The 16,470-nt window shown below is 59.7% G+C and carries 10 protein-coding genes, 1 tRNA gene, 1 other RNA gene and 1 pseudogene; 11 read left to right on the top strand and 2 right to left on the bottom strand.

The window, feature by feature from the left end; all coding sequences use genetic code 11:
* Window positions 1-427: 427 nt before the first annotated feature.
* The 8 genes and pseudogenes from ABD112_RS13165 to ABD112_RS13130 all read left to right on the top strand — a co-directional run bounded on the left by ABD112_RS13165 (window position 428) and on the right by ABD112_RS13130 (window position 11,851).
* A complete protein-coding gene (locus ABD112_RS13165) occupies window positions 428-2,455 on the top strand; it encodes an RTX toxin (protein ID WP_343926562.1) in 2,028 nt (675 codons plus the stop codon).
* 123 nt (window positions 2,456-2,578) lie between these two features.
* Window positions 2,579-4,432 carry an ABC transporter ATP-binding protein gene (locus ABD112_RS13160; RefSeq protein WP_343926560.1) on the top strand — a complete coding sequence of 618 codons (1,854 nt, stop codon included), beginning with the start codon at window positions 2,579-2,581 and terminating at the stop codon, window positions 4,430-4,432.
* Between the two features lie 133 nt (window positions 4,433-4,565).
* Complete coding sequence (locus ABD112_RS13155) at window positions 4,566-5,795, top strand: multidrug effflux MFS transporter (RefSeq protein ID WP_343926558.1); 1,230 nt, start codon at window positions 4,566-4,568, stop codon at window positions 5,793-5,795.
* Window positions 5,796-5,888: 93 nt separating this feature from the next.
* The gene (locus tag ABD112_RS13150; protein WP_343926556.1) at window positions 5,889-6,530 is read left to right on the top strand and encodes a phosphatase PAP2 family protein; all 642 of its coding nucleotides are present in this window, start codon (window positions 5,889-5,891) and stop codon (window positions 6,528-6,530) included.
* An 82-nt stretch (window positions 6,531-6,612) separates the two neighbouring features.
* Window positions 6,613-8,410, top strand: a pseudogene (locus ABD112_RS13145) (helicase HerA-like domain-containing protein).
* 272 nt (window positions 8,411-8,682) lie between these two features.
* The gene (locus tag ABD112_RS13140) at window positions 8,683-9,957 is read left to right on the top strand and encodes an ABC transporter substrate-binding protein (RefSeq protein WP_343926552.1); all 1,275 of its coding nucleotides are present in this window, start codon (window positions 8,683-8,685) and stop codon (window positions 9,955-9,957) included.
* Window positions 9,958-10,031: 74 nt separating this feature from the next.
* Window positions 10,032-10,922, top strand: a complete 891-nt coding sequence (locus ABD112_RS13135) for a carbohydrate ABC transporter permease (protein WP_343926550.1) — start codon at window positions 10,032-10,034, stop codon at window positions 10,920-10,922.
* Window positions 10,919-11,851, top strand: coding sequence for a carbohydrate ABC transporter permease (locus ABD112_RS13130; protein ID WP_343926548.1), 933 nt, complete (start codon window positions 10,919-10,921; stop codon window positions 11,849-11,851). The genes ABD112_RS13135 and ABD112_RS13130 overlap by 4 nt, the downstream gene beginning before the upstream one ends.
* Before the next feature lie 68 nt (window positions 11,852-11,919).
* Here ABD112_RS13130 and ABD112_RS13125 read toward each other — a convergent pair whose 3' ends face one another.
* Window positions 11,920-12,576 carry a hypothetical protein gene (locus tag ABD112_RS13125; RefSeq protein ID WP_343926546.1) on the bottom strand — a complete coding sequence of 219 codons (657 nt, stop codon included), beginning with the start codon at window positions 12,574-12,576 and terminating at the stop codon, window positions 11,920-11,922.
* 48 nt (window positions 12,577-12,624) lie between these two features.
* A tRNA-Ser gene (locus ABD112_RS13120) sits at window positions 12,625-12,709 on the bottom strand.
* Between the two features lie 142 nt (window positions 12,710-12,851).
* Here ABD112_RS13120 and ffs point away from each other — a divergent pair.
* From ffs to ABD112_RS13105, 3 genes are all read left to right on the top strand, one after another.
* Window positions 12,852-12,948, top strand: an RNA gene (gene ffs, locus ABD112_RS13115) — signal recognition particle sRNA small type.
* 60 nt (window positions 12,949-13,008) lie between these two features.
* Window positions 13,009-15,126, top strand: coding sequence for a phosphate acetyltransferase (gene pta / locus ABD112_RS13110; RefSeq protein WP_343926544.1), 2,118 nt, complete (start codon window positions 13,009-13,011; stop codon window positions 15,124-15,126).
* The gene (locus ABD112_RS13105; RefSeq protein ID WP_343926542.1) at window positions 15,123-16,244 is read left to right on the top strand and encodes an acetate/propionate family kinase; all 1,122 of its coding nucleotides are present in this window, start codon (window positions 15,123-15,125) and stop codon (window positions 16,242-16,244) included. The genes pta and ABD112_RS13105 overlap by 4 nt, the downstream gene beginning before the upstream one ends.
* Window positions 16,245-16,470 lie beyond the last annotated feature (226 nt).

The following is a 16,470-nucleotide window of genomic DNA, read 5'->3' as shown; positions in this document are numbered from 1 at the left end:
TTGTGTCAACAACTCCACTTTCAACCGGAGGCCCTCACCCAGCCCTCAACAACTACAGCGAGTCGTCACACCGATTCAACCAACGTCCCTGGGCAGTACACCTAGTCGGGTGGGTGACGCGAGAGTAGTAAGACTACCGGCCGAAGCGTGTTTCGGCGTGTCTGGCTTGTGTTTGTTTCTCATTGCCCCCCATAATGGGCACGTTGCATTATTTACCCCCCGAACGTGTGACAAAACCCGATAGAGCCACCCGGAATCCCCCGCCGGACTGATTCGCTTCCCGCGCGCTTCAGGTTCGAATATGTTCCGAGTCGCTCGCTACCCGAGAGCGAAACCCTAAGTGAATAACTTTAAGGTGCGTTGGCGCGCCGCAAATCGAACCCCCCGATTCGATAAGTCCACTGGACAACCGCGGAAGCGTTGGTCGTTGCGAAGCACCCGCGGCATTTCCGCCGTAGTTGCCCTTGCCTTGGTCGTTGGGTCAGGCTTGGCCGTCGTCTCCGTATCCTCTGCTGCCGAGGCAACGATACCGAGCATCAATGTCTCGTGTGAGGGAGTCACAGTATCTGCCCGTTATTATCAGGCGAGTGGCTCCGGCGAAGGACAGCAGAACCTCTTCAAGTACCAACTCACGGGTGGCGAACAGCAGGTCATCCCATTCAGCCAAAGCGGTTCGCAGTTCTTTGCGTTCCCCAACTCCACCGAGGCTCACACTTTCACCGCATCGATCGTGGCGTGGAAAGACCCGTCGAACACCAAATGGAACCCCACCTGGACTCAGACGTCCACGCCGTGCGTCTCGCAGAGCATCATTGACGTCACCTCCCCGCGCTGTGATGCACCCGGTGGCTCGACCGATATCACTGCAACTTTCAAAGGCCTGGTTGCTGACCGCAAGTACGAGCTGACGCTCGCTGGCGGCGCAGGTGGCACGAAGACGGTGATTTACACGCCCGCCCAGACCACTGGCAGCTACACGTGGGAGGGAGTGGTCGCTGGCGCCACCTATACAGTGACGATTACAGACACCACCAATCGCGCCCTCACCGCATTCAAGACGGTTCAATCACTTGCTTGTCCCGGGGTCTCAGGAATCGCAATTGTTCCTAACGAGTGCACCGTTCCTGGTGAAGGTGCATCGATCAAGGTAAAGCTCAGCGATCTCGTAGTTGGCCGCGAATACCGCATCACTGTGGTCAACGCCAGCTCGAACGCGGTAGTCGACACCCACACCTTCGTGGCGAACTCCACTACGGGTGCATACAACTCAGCAGCAACACCGTCCGCTAGCTATTACGCGACTGTCGTAGACACAAGCGTGGCAAAGGCTGTACCGCTCAAAAGCGCAACGCACACCTTCCTCCCGTGCCCCGAGTTGCTGGTCAAGCCGACGTTGATGGCTACTCAGTGCACCGTGGTCTCAACGGATGCGGAAGGCAAGATTACGGTTGCTGTTGAGGGGCTTGTTCCTGGCCGCACCTACACCGTGGTCATCACCGATTCAGCGAACAAGCCTGTTCTCACCGAGAACAACTTCGTTGCGACGACCGACCGCTTCGATGCTGAACTGACGAACCTTCCTGAAGGCGATTACACGGCAACGGTCACCGATGATCTACTGGCGAGCAACACGGCGAGCGCAACGGTAACCCTGCTCCCTTGTGCGACAAACGACACGACGATCGAGATCGCGGCCCAACAGTGCACCGCGCCTGGTGGCACGTCAGCGCTCACCGCTACGGTCTCGAGATTTGCTGTAGGCCGCGACTACACCGTCACTCTCATGCGTGACAACGGTGAAGTTGCTGCAGCACAGCCGCTTGACTCGAGTACTGCCGATGCACAGTCGTTCACGTTCGACGGGCTTGCTCCAGACAACAACTACCGAGTGGTCGTTATCGACACCAAGTCGAACCCGACGGTCACGGCCGCGGCGGATATGTATCTGACGGCGTGCCCCGGAAACCCGGTCGTGATGCTCAGCCAGGCTGAGTGCAACGTACTGGGCGCATCGACAATCGCAGTCTCTGCTAGTGACCTGGCTGTCGGCCAGAAGTACACCGTCTCGGTGGTTACCAAGTCGACCGGCAACCCCGTAGATGGGGTGGCTCCGATCACCTTTGAAGCGGAACTGCCGACGCTCTCGCTCAACATCACCGACGTGCCGAACGGCGAGACCTACACCGTGTCGATCGTGAACGCTGAGAACACGTTGGGCGCCGAAGGCGACATCTCGCTGGAGGTGTGCGACCTGCCGACCTTCCCGCTCCCCCCTGAGGAGCCACCCACAACGGTGCCGCCGGTAGCCGTTCCTCCGATTGATCTGCCCACCCTGGCATTCACAGGCTCGAGCACTATCACTCCGACACTCGCTGGACTCGGGTTCCTGCAGCTCGGACTGGTGCTCGTAGGGTTCAGCGTTGCGCGACGACGTTCGGTAGTTCGCAAAGGCTGATCCCGGTTGTTCGGCGGGTAACTTCGGTTGCCCGCCGAACTTTCATCTACGGTTTCTCGCACAGCGCACTGGAGCGCTGTGCGATTGACCGTTAAGGGGTCACGCGCGAACTAGTCTCGAACTATGAGCACAGTTAGTGGCCCCCGACGCGGTGGCCGGGTCAGTGGCGGCGACTATTCGGCTCAAAAGGCAGAGAACGCGTCAGCGCCGAAGATCCCGCACCTGCTCCGCCGGATCGCTCAACTCTTTGAGCCACATCGCGCGGCTCTCAGCCTCACGATCACCCTCGTACTGATTGGCGCCGCAATTAGTGTGGTCCCGCCGCTACTAACCAAACGCGCCTTCGATGAAGGCCTGTTCCCTCCAGGTGGCGACCCCAACATCCCGATCCTCCTGCAGCTTGTCAGCATCATGGTGGGATTGTGGATCGCCTCCGCCGCGCTCGGTGTCTGGCAGACCTATCTCACGGCGACCGTCGGCAATAAGGTGATGGGTGCGCTACGGGTACGCCTGTTCGACCAACTGCAGCGCATGGAACTCGCGTTCTTCACGCGAACCAAGACCGGTGTCATCCAATCACGACTCCAGAATGACGTCGGTGGTGTTGCTGGCGTGCTCAACAACACAGTCTCGAGCGTCATTGGAAACACCGTGACAGTGATCGCCGCCTTCATCAGCATGCTTGTGCTTAGTTGGCAGCTCACCATCGTTGCCGTTATCGTTCTGCCCGGCATCGTGATCGCCCAGCGCCGCGTCGGCCAGGTACGTGCACGGATCGCTACCAAGACCCAAGAGTCGCTGAGCAACATGACGGCGATCACCCAAGAGTCCCTCAGCGTCTCGGGCATCCTGCTGTCGAAGAGTTTCAACCAACAGACAGTCGAGACCGAACGCTACTCGCAAGAAAATGATCTACAGGTTGGCTTGCAGGTTCGTCAACAGATGAGCGGGCAGTGGTTCTTTGCCACGGTCAATATCTTTCTGTCGATCATTCCCGCCATCGTCTACGTTGTCGCCGCGTACCTCATAACGGGAGGCGTAGACGTCACCGCAGGAACCATCGTGGCCTTCACTACGGTGCAGGCGCGATTAATGTTCCCGCTGCTTGGGCTCATGCGGGTTGCGCTCGACCTTCAAACATCGTCCGCACTCTTTGCCCGCATCTTTGAGTATCTCGACCTCAAGCCGGCCATCATCGACAAGCCCGACGCCCGAGCCGTACGCACGGATGCATTGGGAGCGGTCGCGTTCGACAACGTGACCTTCCGGTACCCGGATGCCGACGCATCCACAAAGGCAACGCTCCAGTCGGTGAGCTTCTCGATAGAGCCGGGCCAATATGCGGCCTTCGTCGGGCCGTCGGGTGCAGGCAAGACAACGGTCTCGTACCTGATTCCACGGCTGCATGAGGCCAGCGATGGCCTCGTGCTGTTTGCGGGGGATGACGTACGCGATTTGACGCAGGACTCCCTGATTCAGAACATTGGAATCGTCAGCCAAGAAACATATCTGTTCCACGCGAGCATCGCCGAGAACCTCTCCTACGCCCGCCCCGATGCAAGTGTGGAGCAGCTAGAGGCGGCCGCCCGCGGGGCAAACATTCACAACACGATCATGTCGTTCCCGGAGGGTTACGCGACGATTGTAGGGGAGCGGGGCTACCGCCTCTCAGGTGGCGAGAAGCAGAGAATTGCCATTGCTCGCGTGCTACTCAAAGACCCAAGCGTGCTCATCCTCGATGAAGCGACGAGCGCACTGGATTCCATCTCGGAACGCACGGTGCAGGGCGCGCTCGACACCGCATCCCGAGGCCGAACAACGATTGCTGTGGCGCACCGACTGTCGACCGTGCGCTCGGCTGACGTGATCTTCGTTGTTGACGCTGGCGAGATTGTGGAGCGGGGAACGCACTCCGAGTTGATCGCAGGCGGCGGGGTTTACTCGCGGCTGTACGCGGAGCAAAACTGTACCGACTAGAGAAGAGGCCGGGCCCACTTTTCGGCGGGTCATGGTTGGCGCTTAAGCGGGCGTAGGCTGGGTTAGCCTTCGGGGTTGCGGGCAATCTCATTGTGCCGCGCCCTCTCCGGGCATTCTCTTAGCAAGGATTCGTTTGACTACCGTCGTTCATCCCGGTGACTCGCTGTCTGCACGTCAACGACTCGTCTATGTGCTCGTGCTTGGCGCGCTGACCGCGCTCGGTCCGTTTACGGTAGACCTCTACCTGCCGGCGTTTCCGCTGATCGAGGCAGATCTGCAGACCACCGCTGCCGTTGTGCAGCTGACGCTCACCGCAACAACGCTGGGGTTTGCGCTTGGTCAACTGATCGTTGGTCCGTTGAGCGACCGACTTGGACGACGTCTTCCGCTGATTGTGGCAACCAGTGTGCATTTGATGGCAAGCCTCGGAGTTGCGCTCGCGGGCAATATTGAATTGCTGTTTGTTTTCCGCCTCGTGCAGGGCATGGGTGCTGCTGCAGGTGCTGTGGTCGCGATGGCCGTTGTGCGCGACCTGTTCGGCGGACTACCGCTCGTGCGGATGCTTTCTCGGCTCGCGCTCGTTCAAGGTCTGGCTCCAATCCTGGCTCCGCTCATTGGATCGCAACTGCTGCTGATCACCCCGTGGCGCGGAATGTTCGTATTCTTGGCCATTTACGGCGCGCTCGTGTTGCTTGCCGCCTGGTTCTTCATCGTTGAAACTCTGCCACCGGCTAGACGTCGGGACCTCGGCCATGCCACCGCCCGGGATCGCTACAAAGCACTCTTCACCGACCGGGTCTTCGTGGGTACCGCAATCATCGCTGGCATGACCTTCTCGGGGTTGTTCGCCTACCTGTCGTCCTCTCCCTTCCTTCTGCAGAACGTCTACGGTCTCGATCCTCAAGCTTTCGGGCTCGTGTTTGCCGTCAACTCGATCGGCGTCGTTCTCGGTGTGCAAACAAGTGCGTTCCTTATGCGTTTCGTCGGGCCGCAGTGGATTCTCGCCGGCGCTGGTGTTGGACTTCTGCTGTCGGCATCCACGATCGTCTATTTGGATGTTGTCAACGGTGATCTGTTTGCCGTACTCATTCCGTTGTTCTTCTTCGTAATGTTCTGTGGCTTCTCGTTCCCCTGCACGCAGGTTCTTGCGCTGGCAAACCACGGGGGCGAGGCGGCAACCGCGGCATCAGTGCTGGGGGCCGTGAACTTCGGTCTTGCCGGGCTCACGTCGCCGATTGTCGGATGGTTCGGAATAACCAACGCGATTCCGATGGGAATAGTGATGGGTTGCACTGCGACCGTCTCGATCATCGTGATGTGGGTTGTGGTGCGTCCGCGCTCGGTGCCGGCACTGTCACGCTAGGGCAGTGCAGCCCGTCGCAACACCGAGGAGACTCGGGTCTCTGCGATTGGTCAGTCTAGGCATTTCTTGAGGTTTGCCCGCTACTTTAACAGGGTGAATAAACAGCTCTCTCACGCCGATGCTCGCCGCGTTACATCGCACTGGCCGCTGATTAGCGGTGTGGGCGTTGTGGGGCTCGCCGTTTTGCTTGGGGTGCTGATTGCCACGCGCAACAGCACAGTGAGCCTCGATGAGTTGGTGCTCAATGACTTCGTGAACATCCGCTCCAATTTCTTCACGTTGCCCGCGCTGGCGATGAACTTCATCGGTGGTGGGTGGTTCGGGGTGCTTGTAGTGCCGCTGGGCGGTGCTCTGGCTTTCCTGATTGCTAAACGTCGATGGGCAGCCCTGTACTTTATTGCGGCGTCGGCCGCGAGCGCTGGAGTCGTGCAACTGCTCAAGGTAACGTTCGGTCGTGCCCGCCCGACGGAAATTTTGGTGACCGCTGACCTCGGTTCATTCCCGTCGGGGCATGTAGCGAATGCGGCGACGCTCGCCGTCGTGCTGATCATTCTGCTGCAACGTCGCTGGGTGTGGTTTGTCGGCATCATTTACACGATTCTGATGATCCTTAGCCGCACCTACTTGGGCGCGCACTGGCTCAGCGACACCATCGGTGGCGCTCTGATCGGGGTAGGCGTTGCGGTGATCGTATGGGCCCCGTTCGCGCGAAAGCTATCTGCCGAAACGGGTTGAGAGTGACGCGACCCGCCGAGAGCACGCCTCGATCGGGACGCTAAGAGAGCGTTAAATGCATACCACTACGTAGGCTAGAAGAATGACGGATGCCGCAGCGCAGGTAGAAGCAGCCAAGAAAGCCCTAGCGGAAGCACAGGCCGCGCTCGCGGCTGCCGAAGCGGCGTCAGCAGAGACACAGGCTGCGGAGGCAGCCCAAGCGAAACCTACCGATGAACCGAAGGCCGCGACGATGAAGCCAGCGGCTACGAAGGCCGCAGCAAAGTCGAGCTCAGCCGACGGTCCGCTGACCGAGGCAGAAGTCGCCGCGATTCGTGATGGTTATGCCTTCGAGGGTGAAGTGCTTGAGATGGGCGCGCTCGTGAACGGTGATGCGCTCGCCGATGTTCCGGTGCGAATTCCGATTGCGATGCTCAACCGCCACGGTTTGGTTGCCGGTGCGACGGGAACCGGTAAGACCAAGACGCTTCAGGTGTTAGCCGAACAGCTTTCGACTGCCGGCGTTCCCGTCTTTGCTGCCGACATCAAGGGTGACCTTTCCGGCATAGCGACTGCGGGAACCTCGAGCGAGAAGCTGCTAGAGCGCACCGATTCGATCGGCCAAGACTGGCAGCCCGCGGCATCCCCAACCGAATATTTCACGCTCGGCGGGATGGGCACTGGAGTTCCCATCAGGGCCACGGTCTCAAGCTTTGGTCCGCTGCTGCTCTCCAAGGTGCTCGGGCTCAATGACACTCAGGAGTCGAGCCTAGGATTGATCTTCCACTATGCAGACAAGGCGGGGCTGCCTCTGGTGGATCTCAGCGACTTGCGCGCCGTCGTGCAGTACCTACTGAGCGAGGATGGCAAGGCTGAGCTGAAGACACTTGGTGGGCTTTCCTCGGCGACGGCCGGCGTCATCCTGCGTGAACTTATCGGTTTTGCGAATGAGGGCGCTGACGCGTTCTTTGGCGAGCCTGAGATCGATACGTCGCTGTTCTTGCGCACGAATGCCGAGGGCAAGGGCATTGTTAGTTTGCTCGAGATTCCGGGAGTCAACGACAAACCTGCGCTCTTCTCGACGTTCTTGATGTGGCTTCGTGCCGACCTCTTCAACGACCTTCCAGAGGTGGGAGACATTGACAAGCCGAAGCTGGTCTTCTTCTTCGATGAAGCGCATTTGCTGTTCAACGATGCCTCGAAAGACTTCATCGCTTCGATCACCCAGACGGTTCGTCTGATTCGCTCCAAGGGTGTCGGTGTGGTCTTCGTAACGCAGACGCCGAAAGATGTGCCGAGCGATGTACTCGCGCAGATCGGTTCGCGCTTTCAGCACCAGTTGCGCGCCCACACTCCTGATTCAGCAAAGGCGCTCAAGGCGACGGTATCGACGTATCCGACCTCGGGCTATGACCTGGGGGAGGTGCTGACGAGTCTGGCAACGGGTGAAGCAATCATCACGGTGATGAACGAGAAGGGTGTGCCCACTCCGGTGGCGTGGACTCGCTTGCGGGCCCCTCGTGGTTCGATGTCTCCGACGGATGCTGCCGTGATGTCGGCCGCTGTGGCCGCATCCCCCTTGATGGCAACGTATGGCACCGCGGTCGACCGCGAGTCTGCGCGCGAAATTCTTGCCGTAAAGATGAATGCTGCAGCCGAGGCGGATGCTGCTGTCGAGGCCGCGGAAGAGGCCGAGATTAGTGCGCAGGCGACTGCGCAAGAGCAGGCGAAGGTGCAGGCAGAGTACGAGCGAGCGCTCAAAGACGTCAAAGCGCACCACAACGCGAACGTCTACACGCAAGCAACCGAACGTTTTAGAAGACGTCTTGGGTTCACAAACTGGACAGACGGTGGTTCGCGAGGTTCTGCGCGGGATTTTCTCAACGCTCAAGCGGCGCTAGATAAGGCGATCATCCGGATGCCACTCCGAGGTGATTAGACACCCACTTGGGCGCTATTTCCTTGTGTTTTCGGGAAATTTTCAGGCGAGCATGTGGTTCGAGGCTGTCGCGGGCGTGCCCAATTCAGGGGGCTGTTGCGAAATCGTGACCATACGATTTCGAAGAAAACCGTTGCGTTCACTTGTCAAACTCAAGGCCACACAGTTTACTGGGGAACGTCCGATTCACTTCTTGAACGGAACAGCACTCACTTTCCAATGGAGGAACACAGAATGCGTAAGCCACTTTCCATTATCGCCGGGGCGGTGGCCTTAGGCCTCGTTCTCGCGGGCTGCTCAAGCAACACCGGGACGACAGACCCAGACAACGCTAGCCAGGTTGAGGTATTCACCTGGTGGGCATCAGGATCCGAAAAGGTCGGTCTCGACGCTCTCGTCAAGGTATTCGAAGAGCAGAACCCCGACGCCGAGTTCATCAACGCATCGGTAGCTGGCGGCGCCGGCTCCAATGCGAAGGCTGCTTTGGCGTCACGCCTCGAAGCCAACAACCCGCCGGACACGTTCCAGGCACACGCCGGAGCCGAGCTCACGGACTACATCAATGCCGGTCAGCTTCAAGACCTCAGCTCGTTCTTCCAGGAGAACGGACTCACCGATGTATTCCCCGAGAGCCTGATCGAACGCATCACCGTTGACGGTGCCATCTACTCCGTACCCAGCAACATTCACCGTGCAAACGTCGTCTGGGCCAACACCCAGGTGCTCAAGGATGCTGGCATCGACCCGATGAAGGCACCCGCTGACATCGACGCATGGCTCGTAGACCTGAAGAAGCTCAAGGATGCAGGCGTCGAGACGCCTCTCGCACTCGGTACCGAGTGGACTCAGATGCAGCTCTTCGAAAACGTTCTCATCGCTGACCTCGGCGCCGAAGGCTACTCGGGACTCTGGACCGGAGACACCGCATGGGACAGCGCTGGCGTTGAAGCCGCAATCGCACACTACGGTGAGCTTCTCGAGTACACGAACAGCGACTTCGCTGGTCTTGACTGGGATGCGGCAACGCAGATCCTGCTTGACGGCAACGCCGCATACAACGTGATGGGTGACTGGGCCGAGTCTGCATTCCAGCAGGCTGGCTGGACCTACGACAACGAGTACACCACGTGGGCTACCCCCGGAACCGACGGAGTCTTCGACTTCCTCGCTGACTCGTTCACACTCTCCGTTGGCGCACCTCACGAGGCGGCCGCACTCGGCTGGTTGAAGACCATCAGCTCCGCAGAAGGCCAGAAAGCATTCAACCTCGCCAAGGGTTCGATTCCTGCACGCACTGACACGGTTGCCACTGACTACCCCGCGTACCAGCAGACCGCGATCAAGTCATTCGGTGAAGACACCGTTGTGAGCTCGCTCGCACACGGTGCAGCGGCGAGCATCGCATGGTCGGGAGACATCTCCTCGGCCATCGGTAAGTTCGGTGCCGACCGCGACGGAGCCTCGCTCCTTTCAGGACTCGTCGCAGCTTCTGACAAGGCTCAGGGCTAACTAGCACCACGAGAATTAGTGGGTGGGGGCAGAGATGCCTCCACCCACTACCGTGCAAACCGAGGAGCTCGCGCGTGAAAAAGGGTTATAGAAACTGGGGGCCACCGCTCCTACTGATCGCACCGACGATCATCGTCATCGGCATATTCGTCTATGGTCTGATCGGCGCCAACGTCGCGGTCTCCATGAGCAACCGGCACAGTCTCGTGCCGGGAACCGAGTTCGTAGGACTCGACAACTACTTCGCGCTCTTTGCCGAAGAGCGCTTTATTCATTCGCTGCAGAACCTCGGTGTCTTCACCGTGTTCTTCATCGGTGGAACCATGCTTTTCGGCTTTTTGTGGGCATGGATGCTCGACAAGGGCGTCACTGCTGAGGGTGTCTTCCGCTCGGTGTTCCTGTTCCCGATGGCGATCTCGTTCGTAGCATCCGGTGTCGTTTGGCGCTGGTTGCTCAACAGTGCCGAGGGTGATCGTGCATCCGGACTCAACCGGATCTTCGAGATCATGGGTCTCGACTTTCTGCAGAACGCCTGGTGGAGTGAACCAGGTTGGGGCATGGCGGCAATCGCATTGCCCGCGATCTGGCAACTTGCTGGCTATGTAATGGCGTTGTTCCTCTCCGGGTTCCGCGGTATTCCTATGGAGCTGCGTGAAGCGGCCCGTATGGATGGCGCAACCGAGTGGAAGCTCTACCGTTACGTGATCTTCCCCCAGCTGAGCCCCGTCGCTCTCTCCGCCCTCATCATCGTTGGCCACATGTCGCTGAAGGTCTTCGACCTCATCATGGCGATCACAAAGTCGATCTATCAGACCGAGGTTCCCGCAACCTACCTGTGGGTTGCCCTCACCGCTAACGACTACGCAAAGTCCGCAACGATCGCGACAATTCTGTTGCTGTTCGTCGCCGTGCTGATCGTGCCCTACTTGGTCTATACGGCCCGTTCAGAGAGGAAGCAGCGATGAGCGTCAGTACTGAAGCCCAAAAAACGCCTCGCGTCTCCAGCAATTCAGAGATGCCAGGAGAAACGGCGCTCCGCAACCGCAAGCGACTGAGCCGCACCATGAAGTACGTGTTCCTAGTGCTGTTCATGATCGTCGTACTGATGCCCGTGTACGTACTTATCGTCACAAGCCTCAAGCCGCCACAGGACGTCAACCCGGCAACCTCGTGGGGACTACCCGTTCGGTGGCCATGGGAGCCCGCGCTTGAAGGCGGTCCCACCGGCTTCGACAACTGGGCGCTCGCCTGGAACGCGCTTTCGGCATCCATCGGTCGCACCTTCCTGCTGGCAATCCCGGCCGCACTGATCGCATCGTTCCTCGGAGCGATGAACGGGTTCGTGCTCGCGCGCTGGCGCTTCCCGTACGCCGACATCGTGTTCACGGTCATCCTGTTCGGAATGTTCATTCCTTACCAGGCGATCATGACGCCACTGGTGCAGATGAAGACGACTCTTGGCTTGCCAAGCGATATTTCAACTCTGCTCATCGTTCACGTCATTTATGGTCTGCCGATTTGTACGCTGATTTTCCGCAACTACTACGCGGGCATTCCGCACGAGTTGATGGAAGCATCGCGCATGGACGGCGCCGGGATGCTGCGCACCTTTGGCAGCATCGTGTTGCCATTGTCACTACCCGGCTTTGTTGTGACGATCATTTGGCAGTTCACGTCGGCTTGGAACGACTTCTTGTTCGCCCTGTTCCTCTCGAACCAGAATGAGGGGCCAGTATCGCTCGCCCTGAACAACCTCGCGCAGGGTGCTCAGTTGGCCAACTATGGCGCTGCCATGGCTGGTGCACTGCTCGCATCGCTGCCGACACTGATCGTGTACATCGTGCTCGGTAAGTACTTCATTGGCGGACTCATGAGTGGGTCAGTCAAGAGCTAAATGCTCGTGCGGCAGTTGCCGCGGAACCGTAGGTCGCTTCGGCGCTTGCGGGGCCGCGGCATTTGTCGTTAAGCGGTGATGGAGCGGATGAGCGCGAGTGCGCCCATCAAGATTGCAGCTGTGGCCGCAGTGCCGCCAACGGCGATCAGTGCCACAAGAACGGGGTGACGTTCGAGAAAGTAGACGGCGTGCGGGTAGTCTGCGCGAAGCTCGCCCGTAGACACTGCGTCGGGGATGCTAAAGACGGGAACGTCAAAGTGTGACGCAACCACGTCCATGGCGCTCTGAGGCCAATATTGGCCACGCATGCGAAGCAATCGCTTGTTGTTGGCGCCCAGGATCACCAGCTGCGGTCGGGTTTCTGAGCCATCGCTTGTGTAGACCTGAGCCAGCAAAATCGAGACGGCCTCTGCCTTATCAAAATGGCTGACCCGCGCAAAGAAGAAACCACGCTCGGTCACGGTGGGTGAGGTGGGGCCAATCCAGATGGCGCTGCGAAAGTAGCCGATGGATGTCGCAGCGGCTGCACCTACTGCGACAGCCTGCGTGATGGCGACTGCGAGCCACGGGCCATCGGGGATGGTGAGGGCGTAGAGCACACCGAACACGGGGACCGCAAAGGCTAGGCCGGCGATCAGTCCGCGACGAAAGAGCGATAGGGGCTGACCGAGACGCTGTCGAGGATCGTTTCGCGAAGGTTTGCTGCTGGCACTCTTGTGTGTCAACGGCGGTCCCTTCGTCAGTTCGCATCTCGCGATAACTACGGGTAAGTGCGGAGAATGGGGGATTCGAACCCCCGAGGGCTTGCACCCAACACGCTTTCCAAGCGTGCGCCATAGGCCACTAGGCGAATTCTCCTGGCAAATCGAACGCGCACGAGCGCAATCGACCTCATGTGATCATAACGGGGCGAGCGGTTCAGCGGTAATCGGCGGCGCGTGGCGAGCCGAATGCCGTAATGTTCGCGAGCGCGAGCGGCCACAGATTTGGGTAGACTGGGTTCGGCTCCTCGCGTGGCGCCATCCAGGCCAACTCCCCCAGGACGGAAACGTAGCAAGGGTAACCGGGCTCTGGCGGGTGCGCGAGGGGTCTTTTCTTTTGTTCGATGAGCCCAAGTTTCTCGGGCCAGGCTCATGCTGGCCGCGTAGGCTGACGACGTGGCGCGAAACATCTACATCACTTCCATCGAGGGGCACGCTGGCAAGTCCACGATCGCCCTCGGTCTGCTCGATACGCTCAGTCGCGAAGCAAAACGGTTGGGAGTATTCCGACCGGTTGCCCGCACCAGCGATGGCCAGGACTATGTGCTCGAGATGCTGCTTGGCCACGATGCTGTCGGCCTCAGCTATGGCGACGCTGTGGGTGTCGGCTACGACGATGTGCATGCCGATCCCGAAGCCGCGCTGAGCCGAATCATTGAGCGGTTCAAGGCCGTCGAGGCCCAATGCGATGTCGTGGTCATCCTCGGTTCTGATTACACGGATGTGGGCAGCCCGACCGAGTTGTCATACAACGCGCGAGTCGCTGCAAACCTTGGCGCCCCGGTTCTCCTTGTTTTGGGTGGCCAATCTGAGGATGGCGAGAACCGAACCCCCGACGATCTGGCGCAGGTCTACGCAATCGCTCACCAGGAGTTGGATTCCGCATTCGCTCAGTTGGTTGGTGTGGTCGTGAATCGCTCTGACCCCGATCGCCTCACAGAGATCATTGCGGGCGTTGGCGCCGCGGTCGGCGGCGATACGCCGGTGTGGGCGATCCCCGAAGACCCCTTCCTTATTGCTCCGAGTCTGGCCTCACTTTTGGTGGCGGTCGATGGTGAACTGCTTAAGGGCGACCGCGACCTGTTGCTGCGTGAAGCACTCGGCGTCGTTGTTGCCGGTATGACGATGGAGAACGTGCTGACCCGTCTGATCGAGGGCTCGGTCGTGGTTGTTGCCGGTGACCGATCAGATGTGCTGTTGGCGACGCTGATGGCGCACGCATCGGAGACGTTCCCGTCGCTGGCTGGCATCATCCTGAACGGCGGTTTTGAGCTGCTGCCGCAGATCGAGTTGCTCATCGACGGTCTCGACTTGTCATTGCCTGTGATCCGTACCGGATTCGGCACCTATGACACCGCACGCATTATTACGAAGACGCGGGGTCGCTTGGCAGCAGATTCGCCTCGCAAGTTTGATATTGCGTTGGCTCTGTTCGAGCAGCATGTGGATGCTGAGGTGCTGTTGCAGCGCCTCGAACTGAACCCGCCCATGGTGGTTACACCCTTGATGTTTGAGTACGGGCTGTTGGATCGTGCCCGGCAGCAGCCGCAACACATCGTTCTTCCGGAGGGCGGTGACGACCGCATCCTTCGAGCGTCGAGCACGCTGTTGCGCCGTGGTGTCGCGAAGCTGACGATTCTGGGGGACGAGGGTGAGGTGCGCAGTCGTGCGGCTGAGCTCGGTCTCGATATCTCGGGCGCGAGCATCCTGAGCCCCTTCGATGAGCACCTGCGGGAGCGCTTCGCGACCGAGTATGTGAAGCTGCGGGCCCACAAGGGAATGACCATGGAAGTCGCCCGCGAGACCGTGACTGATGTGTCCTACTTCGGCACCATGATGGTGTACTTGGGCTTGGCCGATGGAATGGTTTCTGGTGCCGCCCACACGACCGCGCACACGATTCGGCCTAGCTTTGAGATCATCAAAACCAAGCCTGACGTGTCAATCGTGTCGAGTGTGTTCTTGATGTGCCTCGAGGATCGCGTGCTGGTTTATGGCGACTGTGCAGTGAACCCTGATCCGGATGCCGCTCAACTGGCTGACATCGCCATCTCGTCTGCAGCAACCGCCGCACAGTTCGGTATCGATCAGCGCATCGCGATGCTGTCGTACTCGACTGGGTCGTCGGGCAGCGGTGCAGACGTCGACAAGGTGCGCGCTGCGACCGCGCTAGTAATAGAACGCCGGCCCGACCTTGCGGTTGACGGCCCCATCCAATACGACGCCGCTGTGGATGCCGCAGTCGGCAAATCGAAGATGCCAGACTCAGAGGTGGCTGGTCGCGCTACCGTGTTTATATTCCCCGATCTCAACACCGGCAACAATACGTACAAGGCCGTTCAGCGCAGTGCCGGAGCGATCGCGATTGGGCCAGTTCTCCAGGGATTGCGCAAACCCATCAACGACCTCTCGCGAGGTGCACTCGTGCAAGACATCGTGAACACTGTCGCGATCACCGCGATTCAAGCTCAGGGGGTTGCGGCTGACGCCGTTGCAACAGGAAAGCACTCATGACCACCGTCTTCGTTGTGAACTCGGGCTCTTCGTCGATTAAGTGGGAGCTGTTGGATGCCGAATCCGGTTCCGTCTACAACGGTGGGATTGTGGAACGCATCGGGGAACCCGGCGGAGGGGCCGAGGACCACGACGACGGGATGCAGCAGATTCTTGCGAAGCTCGGCGACGAGCATCCGGCCGTCGTCGGTCATCGTGTCGTGCATGGGGGAGCGGAGTTCACGCAGGCGACAGTCATCACTGATGAGGTTGAGCACCGGCTCGACGAGATTTCGGTGCTCGCGCCGTTGCACAATCCGGAGAACTTGAAGGGAATTCGGGCTGCGCGAGCGGCCTTTGGCGATGTTCCTCACGTTGCTGTTTTCGATACCGCGTTTCATGGAACCCTGCCGCCCGAGGCCTACACCTATGCAATTGACGCCGATGTTGCTCGCGAGCACGGCATCCGTCGCTACGGCTTTCACGGCACCTCGTACCGCTACGTTGCGGGCAAGACGGCCGAACTGCTGGGCCGCGAGCTCTCCAATCTCAAACTCATCGTGTTTCACCTCGGCAACGGTGCGTCGGTGTGCGCCATCGATGGTGGTCGCAGCATCGACACTTCAATGGGAATGACTCCACTCGAGGGGCTCGTCATGGGCACGCGGTCGGGCGATATCGATCCTGGTGCGCTCTTTCATCTTGGCCGGGCAGGCATGACGCTGCCCGAGCTTGATCAGCTGCTCAACCGCCGCAGTGGCCTTCTGGGTATGACGGGCACCGGCGATATGCGCGATGTTCACTCTGCTGCGGATGCTGGCGATGAGAACGCAAAGGCCGCGCTCGCGGTCTACTACCACCGCCTTCGTCACTATCTCGGTGCGTATCTGGTGGCGCTCGGTGGTGCCGACGCGATCGTCTTCACCGCAGGGGTGGGGGAGAATAACGCGGCGACCCGGCGTGAAACGGTGACCGGACTTGACGGCTTCGGGATTGAGTTGGATGCCGCGGCGAACGCCTCATCGGACCGAGGCGCCCGTGACATCTCAACACCCGCCTCGGCAACAAAAGTGCTCGTCGTTCCGACGAATGAAGAGCTCCAGATCGCTCGCGAGGCGGTTGCTGCGGCCTCACTCTAGAGGGAGATTGCGCGCCAATTTGCTCGCTCTGAGCCCGTTTGGGTGGCTTGCGCTATGTCGTGCATTGGCCTTTGATCGAGGGGACACTGATAATTTCTCGACGCCGCAGGATGCGACACCGCAGGCGAGCATGGGTGACAACGCACTGGAGCGCTGCCACCCACCCACCGGCTTCGAGAGCGAGATGCGTGCAGGGTTTGCCGTCCCCCGGGAAGCCCTGCACGTT

The sequence above is a fragment of the Rhodoglobus aureus genome, assembly GCF_039527955.1.
In the GTDB taxonomy this organism is placed as follows: domain Bacteria; phylum Actinomycetota; class Actinomycetes; order Actinomycetales; family Microbacteriaceae; genus Rhodoglobus; species Rhodoglobus aureus.
This window is presented reverse-complemented; position numbering and strand designations above follow the sequence as displayed.

What these genes read in the sequence shown, in the direction of transcription:
- ABD112_RS13160 (WP_343926560.1), top strand. Translation starts at nt 2,579, where the DNA reads ATGAGCACAGTTAGTGGCCCCCGACGCGGTGGCCGGGTCAGTGGCGGC.
- ABD112_RS13140 (WP_343926552.1), top strand. Translation starts at nt 8,683, where the DNA reads ATGCGTAAGCCACTTTCCATTATCGCCGGGGCGGTGGCCTTAGGCCTC.
- ABD112_RS13130 (WP_343926548.1), top strand. Translation starts at nt 10,919, where the DNA reads ATGAGCGTCAGTACTGAAGCCCAAAAAACGCCTCGCGTCTCCAGCAAT.
- ABD112_RS13105 (WP_343926542.1), top strand. Translation starts at nt 15,123, where the DNA reads ATGACCACCGTCTTCGTTGTGAACTCGGGCTCTTCGTCGATTAAGTGG.